This window comes from Streptomyces sp. NBC_01750 (assembly GCF_035918095.1).
Classification (GTDB): Bacteria; Actinomycetota; Actinomycetes; order Streptomycetales; family Streptomycetaceae; genus Streptomyces.
Genome location: NZ_CP109137.1, coordinates 1,512,181 through 1,529,327 on the forward strand (window position 1 = coordinate 1,512,181; position 17,147 = coordinate 1,529,327).

Consider the following 17,147-nt stretch of genomic DNA (forward strand, 5'->3'; position numbering starts at 1 on the left):
CTCATGGGTGATGTGCAGCGGTCGCGGGCGGCCCGGCCGGCGGAGTCGGTGACGGCTGGGCCGCGCCCTCCGGGTCCAGGGCGGGCCGATCCGTGACGGCCACGTCTGTGGCCGGCCGGTCCTTGGCGGCCGTGTCCGTGGCGGGCTCCGCCGGGAGGGGCGTCCGCTTGAACATCCGGGTCGCGGTGATCTCACCGTGCACCGACTCACCTGACGGGTCCTGCTGCGGCAGTCCGGGCCGCAGATGCTCCTCCACGCTGATGTACTTCAGGCCAGCGCGCAGATCGGCGTCATTGCGCAGCCGGATGACCAGCGGGAATTCGGCGAGGGCCGTGGTGTCGAAGAGCCCGGTCGTATAGAGCAGCTGGACGCCCAGGGCATCGGAGACGGCGCGCTGGAGCTCCAGCAGATACGTCGCGTTGGCCCGGCCGATCGGGTTGTCGAGGAAGAGCGTGCCGGCGTGCCGGTGCTTGTCCCTGCCGCGGTCGTTGCTGCGCAGGGCGGCCATCGTGCAGTACAGGGCGATGGCCGCGGTGAGCAGCTGGCCGCCGGAGAAGACATCCCCCATCTGCCCCACCGGGACTCGCTCGGCGCGCAGCACGGCGTCGGGCTTCAGGATCTCCACGGCGACGCCCTTCGGCTGGAGCGCTGCCTGAACTCCACGCAGCAGCAAGGACATTCCGTCCCTGCGGCCCTCTCCGTAGGCTGCGGTGGAGTTCTTCTTCACGGCGGCTCGGGTCGCCTCGTCGATGACTCCGCCGAGCCGCTCGGCGAGCGTCGACTGGTCCGGCTCCTCGAAGCGGATCCGCAGGAACTCCTGCCCGGACCATTCACCCAGTCCCTCGGGAAGGCGCGAGAGCCGCTGCGCCGAACGCAGCGTCGTCAGCGCGGACTCCACCAGACCGCGCAGCCGGTCGACGATGGTGTCGCGGTTGCGCTCCAACTGCTCGAGCTCGTCGGTCAGTACCCGCAGTCGGGGCGCGAAGGCCTCCGCCCACTTCGCCGCGTGCTCGGGCAGGGATGCGGCGGGCAATTCCCGGATCTGCTGGCGTGCCGGGGTGCGCACCTGCTCGTACCGGGTGGAGTTGGCGTGCCGTACAAGGATGTCACTCGCCTCCCGTACCGCTGCCTCGGCGGCCGAAAGGTCGGTGGCGCAGCCGCGCAGTGAACGCCTGGCCTCGGCGGCGGAGTGCCGCGCCTCCTCCAGGCTGCCCGGGTAGGGATCCGGGGCCTGTTCCGTCTCCTCGTCCTGGCCGTGGTCCCGCAGCAGGTCACGCAGGAGCGCGGCTGTCTCGTCGAAGCCGCCCGCCGCGTCCTCGGCGGTCCGGTGCGCCTGGAGCAGGGCGGCGTGAGCGACGCGGGCCGTCTCCAACGCCTCGGTACGGGAGGCCAGTTCGGCCGAGGCGTTACGCAGCTGGGCCTGAGCGTGCTCGGCGTCGGCGGGAACCAGATCCTCGGGGAGATCGGTGTGTGCGTCGCCGTCCGCGGGGGCCAGCCGCTCGGACTCGCCACGCAGCCGGCCGAGCTTCTCACTGGCTTCCGAGGCGCGCGACTCCAGCATCTGGACGAGCGACTCGGCACGGGCGGAGGCTGCCTGGCGGGACGGCCCGTCGGCACCGTCCGTGCCCTCAAGGAGCTGCGCGGCGCGGGTGCGGACCTTGTTGGTGAGCCGGTCCAGCTGGGCGAGGGCCGCGCTCTCGTCGCTCTCGGCGCGGGCCTGCTCGGCGCGGAGATCGGCGCCGACGCCCACTTTCTCGTACAGCTGGGAGGCAGCGCGGTAGGCCTCGCGCAGGGCGGGCAGCGCGGCGCGCGGCGCGTCAGGATCCACGTCGGGGAGGATCTCGGGGGCGCCGGCGATCTCGGCCCGCTCGGCGCGCAGCGCGCGAGCGGTACGGCGGGCGTCGTCACCGGCGCGCTGAGCAGCACGGCGGTCCTCGTCGGCGGCCTTCGCGCGCTCCAGGCAGACTGCGGCCCGAGCCTCGGACTCGGCGGCCTCGTCGGCCAGTTCACGCAGTTTCACCTGCCAGCCGGCCCGCTCCCGGAGCCGGAAGGCGAGTCCCGCGAGTGCGTCGGCGGCGCGGCGGGCGCGCTGGGCCGCGTCCTGGCGATCGTCCCGGACACGGGCGGCGTCCGCCGCGGCCTCGTCCGCCTCCGCGCGCACTGCACGGGCCTCGCTGAGCGTCGCCTGCGCCTCCTCGGCGGCTTCGCGGGCCGTCTGCGCACCCCGTGCGAGCTCGGCGAGCATGCCGGCGGGGCAGTCGTCGCGCCACGAGCCGAGGCGGGCGGCGATCGTCCGGTCTCCGGCGAGCCGGGCCGCCAGCGCGCGGATCTCCTCGTCCCGGGCGGTGGCCCGGGTCCGCAGCGTCTGCCGCTCCTCGTCGGCGGCGTGCTCGTCGTGCATGGCGGGGTTCGGTGGTACGAGGAACACATCCCCGTTGTCGCCGGCGCCGGGGCTCGGCACGGGCGCGAGCAGCGCGGCGGCGGTGCCGACGGCCACGGCGGAGCGGGGCAACAGCGCGGCACCGGCAAGGACTTCACGCGCACGGGAGTGCGACGCCGGGTCGGTGATCACCACACCGTCGACCAGCTCGGGCCGGGCGGCCAGCACGGCGGCATGGTCGGCCGGGTCGACGGCCTGCGCGAGGTATCGCCAGCCGGGGAGGGCGGGGATGCCGTGCTCACCGAGGTACTCGACGGTGGCGAGGACGTCGGGTCCCGGGGGCAGCAGCCCCCCGTCGCCGAGCGCGCCGAGGATGCGGGCGTCGTCGGCCGCGGCGGTACGCAGATCGAAGAGATTCCGCTCGGCGGAGGCGACGGACCGGTCGAGGAGCTCGCGCAGCTCGTCGGCGAACCGGTCCAGCTCGTCTGCGGTGAGGGGGCCTTCGTCGGTACGGAGGGGCGCGGTGACGACGGTGCGGGTGGCATGAGCCGCGGCGGGAACGCGCGCGGCGGAGGGGTGACCCGGGCCTTCGTGCCCGGCGAGCGCGGGAGACGCAGGTCCTTCGGCGAACTCGTGAGCCGGACGGGGGCTCGGGTGCCCGTGGTCCGCGCCGTGGGTGGCCGCTCGCCCGGCACCGGCACCGGCGTGCCCGTGGCCGCCCACGCCACCGGGCGCCTCGGAGAGGGTGGGCCCGCGGTCCGGACCGGCAACGCCGCCGGCGTCATCGGCCGCCGTGGGGCCGTGGCCCGCAGCAGCTCCGGCCCGGGCATGGGCCGAGCCTCCGGACCCGTCGGCGGACGACTCGCCGTCGGTACCGGCAACGCCACCGCCCGGCGCCGGGACCGACGGCCCCTGGCCTGCGGACTCGACTCGCAGCCCGTCGGCCGAGCGGGCCGCCGCCCGGGAGGTCGTCTCCCCGTGCCCGGTAGCGGGACGCCCGTCGCCATCCGCGGACTCTGGCGTGCCCCCGGCTGGAAGGTCGCCCGAGCCCGCCGCGCCCGGGCCTCGCCTCGGGGAGGGCACCGTCGCAGGAGCCGACGGCGGCAGGCTGAGCAGCTCCGCCAGGCGTTCGTCCTCGGCGATCGAGTCCGCCGCGCGGCGCTCCGCCCCGTACGCGTTCTCCGCGGCCAGCGCCGCGTCAGCCGCACGGGCCGCGGCCAAGTCCGCGCGCGCCTCCGCCGCGGCGGCCTCCTTCGCCCGGTCCGCCGTGGCGCGCCCGGCCTCGCGGGCCGCGTCCCAGGCCGCGACCGCTGTCTTCTCCGCGTCGCTCGCCGCGAGCGCCGCTCGCGCCGGGTCGGCGTCGGGTGCGGAGTCGTCGAGCCAGCCGGCCCGTACCGCCTCGGCCGTCTCCTGCTCCACCTCGCTGAGCCGCTGGCGCAGGTGACCGATCTCGCTGCGGGCGCGCTGTGCCTCGGTGGCGGCGACCGTGGCTGCGCGGTGCGCGGCCTCGCCCGTCTCCTGGAGCGCCGCGGAACGCTCCTCCTCCTCGTTGGCCACCTGCTCGCCGCCCTCGGCCGCGGAGTGCAGCGCGCGGACGAGATCGGCGGCGGCCGTGGCGCGGGCGGCGAGCGCCGGGGCCGCGTCGCGCTCGGCCTCACGGATCGCCGCGGCGACGCGCGCGGAGCGGTCGCCGGCGGCCCGGTGGCGCAGTACGGCCTCGGCGGCCTGCCAGGCAGAGTGCAGCGTGCGCGCTTCGGTCAGCTCGCGGCGCTGTGCCGCGGCACCCTTCTCCGCGACGGTCAGCGCCAGCGAGGCGTGCCGGTAGGCGAGTTCCGCGGCGATGAGAGAGCTGCGGCTGCGGGCCTGCTCGGCCTCGGTGACCGTGTGGGCGGCGGAGGTGACCCGCTGGGCGAGGTCCGCGGTGCGCCCGCGCTCCTCCGCGGCGCGCGCGGAGAGCCGACGCGCGAGCGTTCGGGTGCGGCGTTCGGCGCCCGCGTGGATCTCGCGGGTCCTGGCGCGGGTCCCGGCCGCCTCCACGATCCGGCCGAGCAGATCCGCCGATCCCTCGGTGAAGTCACGTTCGGCGGTGAGCTCGGCGCGGCGGCCGAGCTTGTTGCCGAAGCTGCTGACGAGGTCGGCGAGGCCGTCCGTATCGCGGGTGTCGGTGACGGCGCGCAGCAGCAGGTCGGTGAAGTCGGAGTCCTTCTTGACGGCGAAGAGTCCGGCCGCCTCGCCCTCGTCGGCGTTCATCTCCCGCTGGTAGCGGAACAGTTCGGGATCGAGGCCGACGTCGCCGAGGTGCTCGTTCCAGCGGTCGTGGATCTCCTCCCAGTACACATCGAGGTGCGGATACACCTTGCCGGCCTCGGTGATGGCGTCCCGGAAGCCCTTCATGGTGCGTCGGCGGCCATGCGCCCGCGACGCGCCCTCGACGGGCGGGCGGACGGCGGTGGACTCGGCGACCGGGAGCGAGTCGAGGCTGAGGCCGGGGCCCGGCCGGAAGGAGTACCAGGCTTCCGCGAACTTCCGCGGGTCTCCCGAGACCTGGCGGCCCCGCCACTCGCTGACCTTGCCGACCACCACCAGCTCGCCGGTGAGCGTGTGCTGCCACTCCAGGGCGACATGCCCGCAGTCGTCGGCGAGCAGGAACTTGCGCAGTACACCGGAGCTGGCGCCGCCAAGGGTGTTGCGGTGGCCGGGCAGCATCACCGAGAAGATCAGCTTCAGCAGTACGGACTTGCCGCCGCCGTTCTCCAGGAAGAGCACGCCCGCGGGGGCGGGGCGGCGCGGCGGCCCGACCGGCTCCTCCTCGAAGAACTCCGCCTGGGTGGGGGCGGGGTGCGGCACGGGTTCGCCGACTCCGCGCAGGTCCAGCACGGTGTCGGCATAGCGCGCACCGGCGGGCCCGATGGAGTAGAGGCGTACCCGGGACAGCTCGTACATGGCGGCGGACTCTCGTCTTCGGCAGGTGGCGGGATCAGGCGTGGAAGGGCAGGCCGGCGTCGGCGGCCAGCTCCAGGTCGTCCGCGTCGGGCGGCGGCACAAGCGTGGCGGTGCCGTCGCTGACGGGTACGACGCCGAGCTCGAGCAGCGCGGCCATGGCCGCGCTGCCGGCCATATCGCGTACCTGCAGCTGGTAGCGGGCGGTGGTGCGGTACGCGCCTCCGGCGTCGTCACCGGTGCGCTGCAGGAAGCCCGAGTCGGTGAGGAAGGCGACGGCCTTGCCGACGATGCCGGTGGTGGATCCGGCGAGGCGGCGCGCGTCCTTGGTGGCGCCGGTGGCGCTGCGCCGTGCGTAGATCCGCCAGGCCGCTTCCAGGCCGGGGGCTTCGGTGGCGGGGTCGGTGTTCTCGCCCTGCTCCTCGGCGCGCTCCTCGAGACGGCGGCAGGCCTGTCGGACAAAGGCGTCGATGCCGTTGACGGTGATCCGGCCGATGTAGCTGTCGTCGGCGAGGTCCTCGGGCCGGGGGAACGCCATGGCGGCGACGGCGAGATGTGCCAGTCCGTGCAGGAAGCGGTCGGCGGAGTCGGCGGACGCACGCCGGGCGTAGTCGCCCATGCGGACGGCGAAGACCGAGTCCTCACCGGCGGCCACGGCCATACCGGCGCGCGGTGAGACTTCGAGGACGACGAGGCCGAGGCCGGTGGCAACGGCGTCGGCGAGCCGGGCGAACGCGCCCTCTTCGCGGTAGCGGCGCAGCAGTTCGGCGTACTCGGCGTCGCGTGCGGGCAGCAGTTTGGGCTGCAGTCCGAAGGAGACGAGCCGCGCGGCGTCGGCGGCGTCGGCGGGCGTGACCGCGGCGCCGGTGGCCGGGCCCGGCGCCTCGCGGACGTCCGCCTCACGCCACGCGTGCTGTTCGGCGTGGTGGTCGGTCACGGGTGCTCCTGCGGAAGGTCTGGGCCGAGGGGATGGGGTGTGGATGGGGACGAGGCGCCTGCGGCGGGGCTCTTCCCGGGCCCGCCCCTTCCCGAACCGGGGCTCCGCGCCTCAGGCGCCGGCGAGGCCGGAGTTTCGACGGAGCCGCGCGGGCTGCTGCTCACGCCGCCTCCGTGCGGTCGGCTGCCATGCCTGCCGCGTCCAGCAGTGCCATGCCCACGATCAGGTCGGCGCCGCCGAACTCCGGGTCGTCCAGCTCGGTGCCGTCGTCGACGGCGAACAGCAGGCGCTCCTCGCCCTGCCGGTAGGCGGTGCCGACCGGCGGGCTCGCCGCGTGCACGGCCAGCAGCGCGACCAGATACGGCAGTTCGGGGTCGCGGCGGCGGGCCTCGGCGAGCAGGCCGGAGAGCCGGCGCGGTGCGTCGTGCTCCAGGTCGAGCAGCTCCATCGCGCTCGCGAGCTGCTCGTCGCTGAACCGGCTGTCGTCCGGGGTGGCGATCAGATCGGGCTCGGGCATCTCCGCGCCGAGATGCTCACGCTCGACGGGCGGCGTCAGCAGCATGTCGACCAGATCGCCGACGCGTACGGACGACGGTGTGCGCAGTCCGGTGCCGCGCGCGAAGAAGGCGTCCGTGACGCGGATCGCCGCAGCCAGGGGAAGCGGCAGCAGCGGGGCAACGAGCTGCCCGTACAGATCGAGTCCGGAGCGCGCGGTGGGCCGGGCGAAGGCCTGGCGGTCCTGCTCGGCGCGGAACAGCGGGCCGGCCTCCAGCAGCCGGGACTGCAGCTGGGTGTGGCGCCGGATGCAGTCCTTGACTATGTCGACCAGCTCGGCGGCGCGGCGCTTGTGCTCCGGATCCTCTGCCTCGTCGCGTGCCTTGCGGATATTGGTGAGGATCGCGTTCTCATGGCGGTAGCGGTCGGCGACATGGTCGAGCGCCTCGGCGATCATGTCAGGGACGGCGTTCAGCCAGTCGACGGCCCGCACATTGCGCCGTGTCGCTTCCAGCGTCCTGCGCAGCGTCTCGGCGTACTGCACGGTGCGGTATCTGGCCTGCTCGGCGGCGAGCTGTGCGTCAGCGAGCCTGCCGCGGCTGATCAGGACCTCCAGCTTCACCTCGGCCGCGATCTGGGCGCTGGTGACGTCCGTGTCGAGCGCGCCGACCAGGACGTTGACGGCTTCGTCGGTCGTACGGAGATAGACACTGCCGCCGTATCCCGGGACTTCCTCGATGAGCTTGAAGTCGTAGTCCCGGCGGGTGTAGACGCCGTCGGGTCCGAAGGTGCCGTACACCGCGCGGAATCCGCGGTCCACGCTGCCGACGTTGATCAGGTTCTCCAGCACCCAGCGGGCGACCCGCTCGTGCTCGGCGACCGGGCGCCGCGGGGCCTGGGCCGCGACGCGCGGCAGCAGCCTGGCCACTATCTGGTCATGGTCGGCGCCGGTGTCGAAGTCCATGTTCAGTGTGACGAGGTCGATGGCCGCGAGGGCGACCTCCGCCATCGCGTAGACCGAGTACTCGCCCGCGAGATTGGCCTTGCGTACGTCGAGGTCGTGCAGCGGCGCGGTGCACGCGAGCGCGCGCAGCCGCCGCGCGAGCCCTTCGTCGGCGGCCGGGCCCTGTGCGGGCCTCGGCCCCGCGCTGAGCTGGGGCGGAACGAAGTCCGTCGAGGCAGGCGAAGTCACGTGCACAGATTAGGTCCTCGCACTGACAACGGTCGAAACGGCGCAGAAGCGACCGTCCGGCTACTCTCCGTCCTCGTCCGGCTCGTCGACCAGATGCGCGTACGTCTCCACCATTTGCGTGCGCGAGTCGTCCAGGTAGTCGGTGAGCAGCCGTTCGGCGCCGGACCGGTCGCCGGCCCGCAGCGCTTCGAGGATGGCCCGGTTGCGTACGAGGTAGGGCTGGTGCAGCAGCCGCGGGTTGTCCACCACATGGAACGCGAGCCGCAGCTCGGCCAGCACGCTGCGCATCAGCTCGTCGGTGCGGGCACTGCCGGCCAGCGCGACGAGTTCGCGATGGAAGTGGATATTGGCCGTGGCAACGCCTTTCCAGTCGTGCTCGCGCTCCGACCGCTCGCCGCCCGCGACCGCCGTTTCGAGCGTCTCCAGTTGGTACGGCGGCTCACCGAGCCCGTGCACGACAGCGCACTCGACGAGCTGCCGGGTGCGGTAGATGTCCACGACGTCCTGGACGGCGAGCATCCGGACGAACACCCCGCGGTTGAGCTGGTGCTCGAGCAGCCGCTCATGGGTGAGCAGCCGGAACGCTTCGCGAAGTGTGTTGCGCGAGACGCCGAGCGCCTTGCCGATGCTGTCCTCGGACAGGCGTTCCCCCGGCGGGAAGTAGCCCTCCGCGATGCGGGTGCGCAGGATGTCCGCGACCCGCTCCGCCGTGCTGGTGCGGCCCAACAGCGGGCGGTCGTCCGCCAGTCCGCCGATCTCGGACTCCGTCGTCCCCACAGCGCCCTCTCTCCCTCGCCGGCCGCTCCGACCGACGCGCGAGCTCCATCGTAGAAGCAAGAACGACCCTACGAAACTCTTGTCGGATCGTTCAACAATCCCTATCTTGGCGTCACCGCACAGTCTCGACAGCACCCTCCTCCCCCTCTGCGAGGTGCAGATGAGTACGACCCAGACCCAGCCGAAGCAGGGCGAACTCCCCGAGGACACCGGCGCCTTCGCCTGGCTGCGGGCGCTCGGGCCGCGCGGCCGCCGCGCCTTCGGTGGCGCGTTCGGCGGTTACTCCCTCGATTCCTACGACTACTTCACACTGCCGCTGAGCATGGTGGCGATCTCCGCCTACTTCGGTCTCGACAACGGACAGACCGGACTTCTCACCACCGTCACCCTGGTCGTCTCCGCGGTGGGCGGCGCGCTCGCCGGCATCCTCGCCGACCGGATAGGCCGGGTGAAGGCGCTGATGATCACGGTGATCACCTATGCGGTGTTCACCGTCCTGTGCGGCTTCGCCCCCAACTACGAGACGCTGCTGGTCTTCCGGGCTCTGCAGGGCCTCGGCTTCGGCGGCGAGTGGGCGGTCGGCGCGATCCTGGTCGCCGAGTACGCCTCCGCCAAGCACCGCGGCCGCACGCTCGGCGCCGTCCAGAGCGCGTGGGCGGCCGGCTGGGCTCTCGCCGTCATCGTCTACACCCTGGTCTTCCAGTTCCTCGACGCGGACACGGCCTGGCGCGTGATGTTCTGGACGGGCGCCCTGCCCGCCCTGCTGGTCATCTACATACGGCGGAATGTCACCGACGCGCCCGCGGCGGCCGAGCGACGTCATGCCAGCACCGAGCGCGGGACCTTCTCCACCATCTTCAAGAAGGATCTGCTGCGTACGACGTTCTTCGCGACGCTGCTCTCCACGGGCGTCCAGGGCGGCTACTACACGCTCGCCACCTGGGTGCCCACGTATCTCAAGACCGAGCGCGGGCTCACCGTCGTCGGCACCGGCGGCTATCTGACCTTCCTGATCTCCGGGTCCTTCATCGGCTATCTCACCGGCGGTTATCTCACCGACCGGATCGGCCGGAAGAAGAACATCGCGCTCTTCGCCGTGCTGTCCGCCATCGGGATCCTCGCCTACACGAACATCCCTGCCGGGGCGAACGGTCTGCTGCTGGTCCTCGGCTTCCCGCTCGGATTCTGCATGTCGGCGATCTTCAGCGGCTTCGGTTCGTTCCTCAGCGAGCTGTATCCGACGGCCGTACGAGGCACCGGCCAGGGATTCACCTACAACAGCGGCCGTGCCGTGGGCGCGTTCCTGCCCACGCTGGTCGGCTTCCTGTCCGACAGCTGGGGAGTGGGCGGAGCGCTCGTCCTGGGCGCCTTTGGCTACGGCCTGGCGGTGGTGGCTCTGCTCGGCCTGCCCGAGACCCGCGGGAAGGAACTGGTGTGATCCGCACCCTGGAGCGCGTCCACGGGCGCTCACGGAGCCCGGTCGGGGTCCGCGAGCACTTCCCTTCCACGAATGCCCGCGACGAGCAGTACCGCGTGGCCTGACGAGCAGGAATGAGGAGTACATGACCTGGGCGTCGATCGATCTCAACGCCGACCTCGGCGAGGGCTTCGGCCGCTGGCGGCTGACCGACGACGAGCAGCTGCTGTCCGTCGTCACCAGCGCCAATGTCGCCTGCGGCTTCCACGCCGGGGACGCGGCCACCATGCGGCGCGTCTGCGACCTCGCGGCCGATCGCTCGGTGAGGATCGGCGCCCAGGTCTCCTACCGCGATCTGGCCGGTTTCGGGCGGCGCTCCATGGACGTCCCGCCGGACGAGCTGGCCGCCGAGATCGCGTACCAGATAGGGGCGTTGGAGATCTTCGCCAAGGCGGCCGGGTCCCGTGTCTCGTACGTCAAACCGCACGGCGCTCTCTACAACCGTGTCGTGCACGACGAGGAGCAGGCGGCAGCCGTCGTCGAAGGCGTGCTGCTGTCCGGCGAGCGGCTGCCACTGCTCGGACTGCCCGGCTCGAAACTGCACACCATGGCGGAGAAGGCCGGACTGCCCGCCGTCTCCGAGGCGTTCGCCGATCGCGCGTACACCGCGGAGGGCACGCTGGTGCCGCGCGGACAGGACGGTGCGGTCCTCAGCGATCCGGCCGAGGTCGTCGAACGGTCCGTCAGCATGGCCAGGTTCGGCGTGGTCACCTCGCGCTGCGGACGGTCGGTCGCGGTACGCGCCCGCTCGCTCTGTCTGCACGGCGACACCCAGGGGGCCGTCACTCTCGCCCGCCGGGTGCGGCGGCAGCTGGAGAGCGTGGGCGTCCGTGTGGAGGCCTTCGTATGAGGGCCCTGCCGGTCGGCGACCGGGCGCTCCTCATCGAGTTGAACGACGGGGACGAGGCCGGGGCGCTCCATGCCGAACTGCTGCGCCGCCGCGCCGCCGGCACCCTCCCGGCGATCCTGGAGATCGTGCCCGCCGCCCGGACCGTGCTCCTCGACGGGCTCGACGAGCCGGGCCGCTTCGCGCAGGAGCTCGTGGAATGGGAGATTCCGGCGCTCCAGGGGCGCGTGCAGGACGCGATCGAGATTCCCGTCCGCTACGACGGGCCCGATCTGGCGGATGTCGCGGCGCTGTGGCAGGTGGCGGAGGAGGATGTCGCGGACATCCACTCGGCATCAGAATTCCGGGTCGCCTTCTGCGGGTTCGCGCCCGGCTTCGGCTATCTGACCGGGCTTCCGCAGCCGTACGCGGTGCCGCGCAGAGCCACCCCGCGCACCTCCGTACCGGCCGGGGCAGTCGCGCTGGCCGGCCCGTACACCGGCGTGTACCCGCGCTCGTCGCCCGGCGGCTGGCAGTTGATCGGAACGACGGACACGGTGCTGTGGGACCCCGCGCGGGAGCCCGCCGCGCTGCTCTCGCCGGGGACGCGGGTGCGGTTCGTACCTCAGCTCGCCGGGATCCGCCGATGACCGACAGGGCCTTCGCGGTCGTACGGGCAGGGGCGCTGACCACCGTGCAGGACCTGGGGCGGCCCGGGCACGCCCATCTCGGGGTGCCGCGCTCCGGGGTGCTCGACCCCCGGTCCGGCCGCCTCGTCAACCGGCTGGTGGGCAACGGGGAGAGTGCCGCGGTCCTGGAGACCACGCTCAACGGCTGTGCGGTACGCCCGCGTTGCGCCGTGACCGTGGCCGTCGGCGGCGCGCACTGCCAGGTCACGGTCGACGGGCGGCCGGCGGCATGGGGCGCGCCGGTGCGAGTCGCCGCCGACTCGGTGCTGGAGGCCGGCCCGGCGCTGCGCGGCATACGCGCCTATCTGGCCATCGCCGGCGGGATCACGGTCGATCCGGTGCTCGGCAGCCGCTCCACCGATCTGCTCTCCGGACTCGGTCCCGCACCGCTCGCGGACGGCGCCGTACTGCCACTCGGCCGGCCGGCCGGGCCGCCGGCACGGGTCGACGGCGGCACCCCGTGGCCAGCGCCACCGGCCGAGCTGGTGCTGCGGGTGCGGCTCGGGCCGCGCGCCGACTGGTTCACGGACGCGGCCCTGCGCACGCTGGCCCGGGCCGCGTACCGCGTGTCGTCGGCGAGCAATCGCATCGGGCTGCGCACCGAGGGACCCGCACTGGAGCGGGCCGTGACCGGCGAACTCCCCAGCGAGGGCCTGGTCCTGGGGGCCGTGCAGGTGCCGCCGGACGGCCGCCCGGTCGTCTTTCTCGCCGACCATCCCACCACCGGCGGCTATCCGGTCGTGGCCGTCGTCGACGCGCGGGATCTCCCGGCGGCGGCCCAGGCCGCACCCGGCACACCTGTCCGGTTCGTCCCGGTCCGATGACTACACCCCGGCGGTGCCGTAGCCCCCGCCGCCAGGAGTGTTCATGACCAGGACGTCCCCGGGGCCGACGTCCACCGAGTCGACTCCGCGCAGCCGCGTCACCGACCCGTCCGCCCGCTCCACGAAGTTGCTGCCGAGCATGCCCGACTCGCCGCCCGCCATGCCGTACGGAGGGATGCGCCGGTGCCCGGTGAGCAGCGCCACCGTCATCGGCTCGAGGAAACGGATTCTGCGGACGACTCCGCAGCCCCCGCTCCAGCGGCCGCGGCCGCCGCTGCCTTCCCGCACGGCAAAGGCGTCCACGCGTACCGGATAGCGCCACTCCAGCACTTCGGGATCGGTGAGGCGGGAGTTGGTCATATGGGTCTGTACGGCGTCGGCCCCGTCGAAGCCGTCGCCCGCGCCGGAACCGCTGGCGACCGTCTCGTAGTACTGCACACGGTCGTTGCCGAAGGTCAGGTTGTTCATCGTGCCGGAGCCCTCCGCCTGCACACCGAGCGCGGCGTACAGCGCGCCGGTGACGGCCTGCGAGGTCTCCACATTGCCTGCGACGGTTGCAGCGGGGTGGGCCGGCGCGAGCATCGACCCTGCCGGCACCCGTACATCGAGCGGCTCGAGACAGCCGCTGTTGAGCGGGATGTCGTCGGCGACCAGCGTCCGGAACACGTACAGCACCGCCGCCATCACCACCGACTTGGGTGCGTTGAAGTTCCCGGGCTGCTGCGGAGAGGTGCCGGTGAAGTCGAGGACCGCGCTGCGCCGCTGCCGGTCCACGCGCAGGGCCACCTGGATGACGGCCCCGCCGTCCATCTCGTAGCGGTACTCGCCGTCGGCCAGACCCGCGACGATCCGGCGTACCGACTCCTCCGCGTTGTCCCGCACATGCCGCATATAGGCCTGGACGACGTCGATCCCGAACTGGTCGGACATACGGCGCAGTTCGGCGATGCCCTTCTCATTGGCGGCGATCTGGGCGCGCAGGTCGGCGAGGTTGGTGTCGGGTGCGCGGGACGGGTACCGGGCGGTGGTCAGCAGCTCCCGCGTCTCGCCCTCGCGCAGCCGCCCGTCCCGTACGAGCAGCCAGTTGTCGAAGAGCACGCCCTCCTCCTCCACGGTGTGGCTGAAGGCGGGCATGGAACCGGGCGTGATGCCGCCGATCTCGGCATGATGGCCGCGCGAGGCGACGAGGAACCGCAGCTCCTCCCCTTCGAACACCGGCGTCACGACCGTCACATCGGGCAGATGGGTGCCTCCGTGGTACGGGTCGTTGATCGCGTACACATCGCCCGGCCGCAGCGCGCCCTCGTTCCGGCGCAGCACCTCCTTGATGGACTCGCCCATGGAGCCGAGGTGGACGGGGATGTGCGGCGCGTTCGCGATCAGGTTGCCGTCCGCGTCGAAGAGGGCGCAGGAGAAGTCGAGCCGCTCCTTGATGTTGACGGAGTGTGCGGTGTTCTCCAGGCGTACGCCCATCTGCTCGGCGATCGCCATGAAGAGATTGTTGAAGACCTCCAGAAGAACCGGGTCGACATCGGTGCCGACGGCGACTCTGCCGGGGCGGGGCCGTACCCGCGTCAGCAGCAGGTGCCCGCCGTCGCCCGCTGCCGCCCGCCAGCCGGGGTCGACGACGGTGGTGGCGTCGGCCTCGGCGATGATCGCGGGACCTTCGACGGCGTCACCGGGCCGCAGGTCTCCGCGCCGGTAGAGGGGGGTGTCCCGCCGCGCGCCGTTCACGAACATCCGCACCGTGGCGCGTGGCGCGAACTTCCCTTCACCCGCGGTCCCTTCACTCGTGGTCCCTTCACCCGCGGTCCCTTCGGCGACGTACTCGCCGTGCTCTCCCGCCGTTCCCACCGCCTCCACGGAGACCGCCTCCACGACGAGCGGCTTGTCCATGGTGAACGCGTAGCGGGCACGGTGGGTCGTCTCGAAGGCCTCGGTCATCCCTGCGACGGTGTCCAGCGGCACGGACAGGCCGGCGTCCGTTCCGGCGTAACGGAGCAGCACGCGCGCGTGCGTCGTGATCGCGGCGTCAGGGACGGCATCGGCACGCAGCTCGGCGCGGGTGCGTGCGGCGAGATCGTGGCAGAGGGTGTGTACGCGCCCGAGGGCCGCCTCGTCCAGCTCCGCCTCGACGGACTGCTCACGCATGGCGGTCGCGTCGGCGAGCCCGATGCCGTATGCGGAGAGCACCCCGGCAAGCGGCGGCACGATCACCGTGTTGACACCGAGTGCGTCGGCGACGGCGCAGGCGTGTTGCCCGCCCGCTCCCCCGAAGGAGGTGAGGGCGTAGCGGGTGATGTCGTGTCCGCGCTGTACGGAGATCTTCTTGACCGCGTTCGCCATATTGAGGACGGCGATCTCCAAAAAGCCGGCCGCGACCTCCTCCGGAGTGCGGTCCTTGCCGCTCGCCCTGCGTACCTCGTCGGCGAGTTCAGCGAAGCGTTCGCGCACCGTATCGGCGTCCAGCGGCTGGTCGCCGTCGGGGCCGAAGACCGCGGGGAAGTGACCGGGCTGGATGCGGCCGAGCATCACATTGGCGTCGGTGACGGTCAGCGGGCCGCCGCGGCGATAGCAGGCGGGACCTGGCACGGCACCCGCGGAGTCCGGGCCCACGCGGTAGCGGCGGCCGTCGAAGTGGAGAACGGAGCCACCGCCCGCCGCGACGGTGTGGATGTTCATCATGGGCGCGCGCATGCGTACACCGGCGACCTGGGTGCCGAGCTCGCGCTCGAACTCGCCCGCGTAGTGCGACACATCGGTGGAGGTGCCGCCCATGTCGAAGCCGATGACCCGCCCGAATCCGGCCTGTTCGGCGGTACGGGCCATACCGACCACGCCGCCGGCCGGGCCGGACAGCACGGCGTCCTTGCCGCGGAAGTGCGCGGCCTCGCGCAGTCCGCCGTTGGACTGCATGAACATCAGGCGGATGCCGCCGAGTTCGCCGGCGACCTCGTCGACGTAGCGCCGCAGGATCGGCGAGAGGTAGGCGTCCACGACGGTCGTATCACCGCGCGGCACCAGCTTGATCAGCGGGCTGACCTCGTGGGAGCAGCTGACCTGGGTGAAGCCGAGCGTACGGGCTTCCTCGGCGATGCGGGTTTCGTGGCCGGGGTGGCGGTAGCCGTGCATCAGCACAACGGCCACGCTGTGGAAGCCTTCACTCCGGGCGGCCTTCAACTGCTCGGTGACGGTGGCCATTTCCAGCGGCCGGACGATCTCGCCGTGCGCGTCGACGCGTTCGGGGACCTCGATGACGCGCTCGTACACCGCCTCCGGGAGCAGGATCCGGCGCTCGAAGAGCCGGGGCCGGTTCTGGTAGGCGATGCGCAGCGCGTCCCGGAATCCCTCGGTGATGACGAGGACGGTCGGCTCACCGCGCCGCTCGAGCAGTGCGTTGGTGGCTACGGTCGTGCCCATCTTCACGCAGGCGACCCGGTCGGCCGGGACGGGCTCGTCCGGGCCGACGCCGAGGAGCAGCCGGATCCCGGCGACAGCCGCGTCCCGGTACCGCTCCGGGTTGTGGGAGAGCAGTTTGCGGGTCACAAGCCGCCCGTCGGGGCGTCGGCCCACGATGTCGGTGAAGGTGCCGCCACGGTCGATCCAGAACTCCCAGGGCCCGCTCATTCCCCCATTCTGGCAAGGGGAACGTCCAGCGACACGGCAGCGAGCGCGGAGGAGAGCGCATGCTCGGCGCTGTGGTCCAGGCGTGCGCTGGTGCCGCGCGCCCAGTGCCGCACCTCCGCCCCGGCCATCCGCAGCAGCTGCGGCAGCAGATCGGTGCACCGGCGCGCCACCCATCCGGTACCGGCCGTGGCGAGCCACAGGAGCGACGCGGAGCGTGTCGGCGAGGGCTGATCGGGCTCGCTTGCTGGCGCGGCGCCGTGCGCGAGCCCGCGTGCTGCGAGCAGTTCATGGAAGCGGGCCGCGATCATGCGGTGCCCGCGCTCGCCCGGATGCAGCCGGTCCGCGCTCCACATGGACCGGTCGGCGACCCAGGGGCCGTCGGCGGCGTGCAGATGCAGGGCGCCGTAACGGTTCGACAGGGCGTGGACCACGGCGTTGACCGCCCGCTGCCGTCTGGCCAGCGGGCGCGCGAGCGGCACCGGCAGCCCGAGCATGGTGCCGGGGTCGGGCAGACAGGCGGTGAGCAGCACGGTGCCGCGCGCCGAGAGCGCCGCGCAGACCTCGTCGAGCCGCAGGGTGAGGTCCTCGATGTCGAAGGTGCAGCGCAGGGTGTCGTTGACCCCGACGACGACGGAGGCGATGTCGGGTTCGTACGCGAGTGCCTCGGGCGCCTGGCGCTCGGCGACGTCCTGGGTGAGCGCACCGCTGACGGCGAGGTTGCGGAATCGGGCGGGCGCCCCGGCGGCGGAGAGCCCCTCCGCGAGCAGAGCGGCCCACCCACGCCAGCTGTCGCCGACGCGATCGCCGACGCCTTCGGTGAGCGAGTCCCCGAGCGCGACGAAGCGCGGAGCGCGCGGGGGCGCGGAGGCGTCCGGGGCGGCGGCATCGAGCCCGGATGCGCCCGGAGCAGCGGCGTTGAGACCCGAGGCGTCCGTACCGGCGGCTGCGGGCCCCGATGCGCCCGGAGCAGCGGCGTTGAATCC

General features: G+C 72.8%; 9 protein-coding genes and 1 pseudogene. 4 read left to right on the top strand and 6 right to left on the bottom strand.

Annotation, left to right across the window (positions count from 1 at the left end; genetic code table 11):
* Position 1 precedes the first annotated feature (1 nt).
* The 4 genes from OG966_RS06700 to OG966_RS06715 all read right to left on the bottom strand — a co-directional run bounded on the left by OG966_RS06700 (position 2) and on the right by OG966_RS06715 (position 8,721).
* Complete coding sequence (locus tag OG966_RS06700) at positions 2-5,323, bottom strand: hypothetical protein (RefSeq protein ID WP_326648510.1); 5,322 nt, start codon at positions 5,321-5,323, stop codon at positions 2-4.
* A gap of 34 nt (positions 5,324-5,357) precedes the next feature.
* Positions 5,358-6,257, bottom strand: coding sequence for a hypothetical protein (locus OG966_RS06705; protein WP_326648511.1), 900 nt, complete (start codon positions 6,255-6,257; stop codon positions 5,358-5,360).
* A gap of 160 nt (positions 6,258-6,417) precedes the next feature.
* Positions 6,418-7,944 carry a hypothetical protein gene (locus OG966_RS06710; RefSeq protein WP_326648512.1) on the bottom strand — a complete coding sequence of 509 codons (1,527 nt, stop codon included), beginning with the start codon at positions 7,942-7,944 and terminating at the stop codon, positions 6,418-6,420.
* A gap of 60 nt (positions 7,945-8,004) precedes the next feature.
* On the bottom strand, positions 8,005-8,721 hold the full coding sequence (locus OG966_RS06715) for a GntR family transcriptional regulator (protein ID WP_326648513.1): 717 nt from the start codon (positions 8,719-8,721) through the stop codon (positions 8,005-8,007).
* Positions 8,722-8,881: 160 nt separating this feature from the next.
* Between OG966_RS06715 and OG966_RS06720 the strand changes: the two genes are divergently transcribed.
* The 4 genes from OG966_RS06720 to OG966_RS06735 all read left to right on the top strand — a co-directional run bounded on the left by OG966_RS06720 (position 8,882) and on the right by OG966_RS06735 (position 12,537).
* Complete coding sequence (locus tag OG966_RS06720) at positions 8,882-10,159, top strand: MFS transporter (protein WP_326648514.1); 1,278 nt, start codon at positions 8,882-8,884, stop codon at positions 10,157-10,159.
* A gap of 124 nt (positions 10,160-10,283) precedes the next feature.
* Entirely contained in the window at positions 10,284-11,048 is a 765-nt protein-coding gene (locus tag OG966_RS06725) for a LamB/YcsF family protein (protein ID WP_326648515.1), read from the top strand.
* The gene (gene pxpB, locus OG966_RS06730; protein ID WP_326648516.1) at positions 11,045-11,674 is read left to right on the top strand and encodes a 5-oxoprolinase subunit PxpB; all 630 of its coding nucleotides are present in this window, start codon (positions 11,045-11,047) and stop codon (positions 11,672-11,674) included. Before OG966_RS06725 ends, pxpB begins: the two co-directional genes overlap by 4 nt.
* Positions 11,671-12,537, top strand: coding sequence for a biotin-dependent carboxyltransferase family protein (locus OG966_RS06735; RefSeq protein ID WP_326648517.1), 867 nt, complete (start codon positions 11,671-11,673; stop codon positions 12,535-12,537). The genes pxpB and OG966_RS06735 overlap by 4 nt, the downstream gene beginning before the upstream one ends.
* Here OG966_RS06735 and OG966_RS06740 read toward each other — a convergent pair whose 3' ends face one another.
* The gene (locus OG966_RS06740) at positions 12,538-16,164 is read right to left on the bottom strand and encodes a hydantoinase B/oxoprolinase family protein (RefSeq protein WP_326648518.1); all 3,627 of its coding nucleotides are present in this window, start codon (positions 16,162-16,164) and stop codon (positions 12,538-12,540) included.
* A pseudogene (locus OG966_RS06745) lies at positions 16,161-17,018 on the bottom strand (SGNH/GDSL hydrolase family protein); the annotation flags it as partial. The pseudogene OG966_RS06745 and the gene OG966_RS06740, both read right to left, overlap by 4 nt.
* Between the last annotated feature and the right edge of the window lie 129 nt (positions 17,019-17,147).

Coding starts and splice junctions, on each gene's coding strand:
- OG966_RS06700 (WP_326648510.1), bottom strand. CDS start 5,323: ATGTACGAGCTGTCCCGGGTACGCCTCTACTCCATCGGGCCCGCCGGT.
- OG966_RS06720 (WP_326648514.1), top strand. CDS start 8,882: ATGAGTACGACCCAGACCCAGCCGAAGCAGGGCGAACTCCCCGAGGAC.
- OG966_RS06725 (WP_326648515.1), top strand. CDS start 10,284: ATGACCTGGGCGTCGATCGATCTCAACGCCGACCTCGGCGAGGGCTTC.
- pxpB (WP_326648516.1), top strand. CDS start 11,045: ATGAGGGCCCTGCCGGTCGGCGACCGGGCGCTCCTCATCGAGTTGAAC.
- OG966_RS06735 (WP_326648517.1), top strand. CDS start 11,671: ATGACCGACAGGGCCTTCGCGGTCGTACGGGCAGGGGCGCTGACCACC.
- OG966_RS06740 (WP_326648518.1), bottom strand. CDS start 16,164: ATGAGCGGGCCCTGGGAGTTCTGGATCGACCGTGGCGGCACCTTCACC.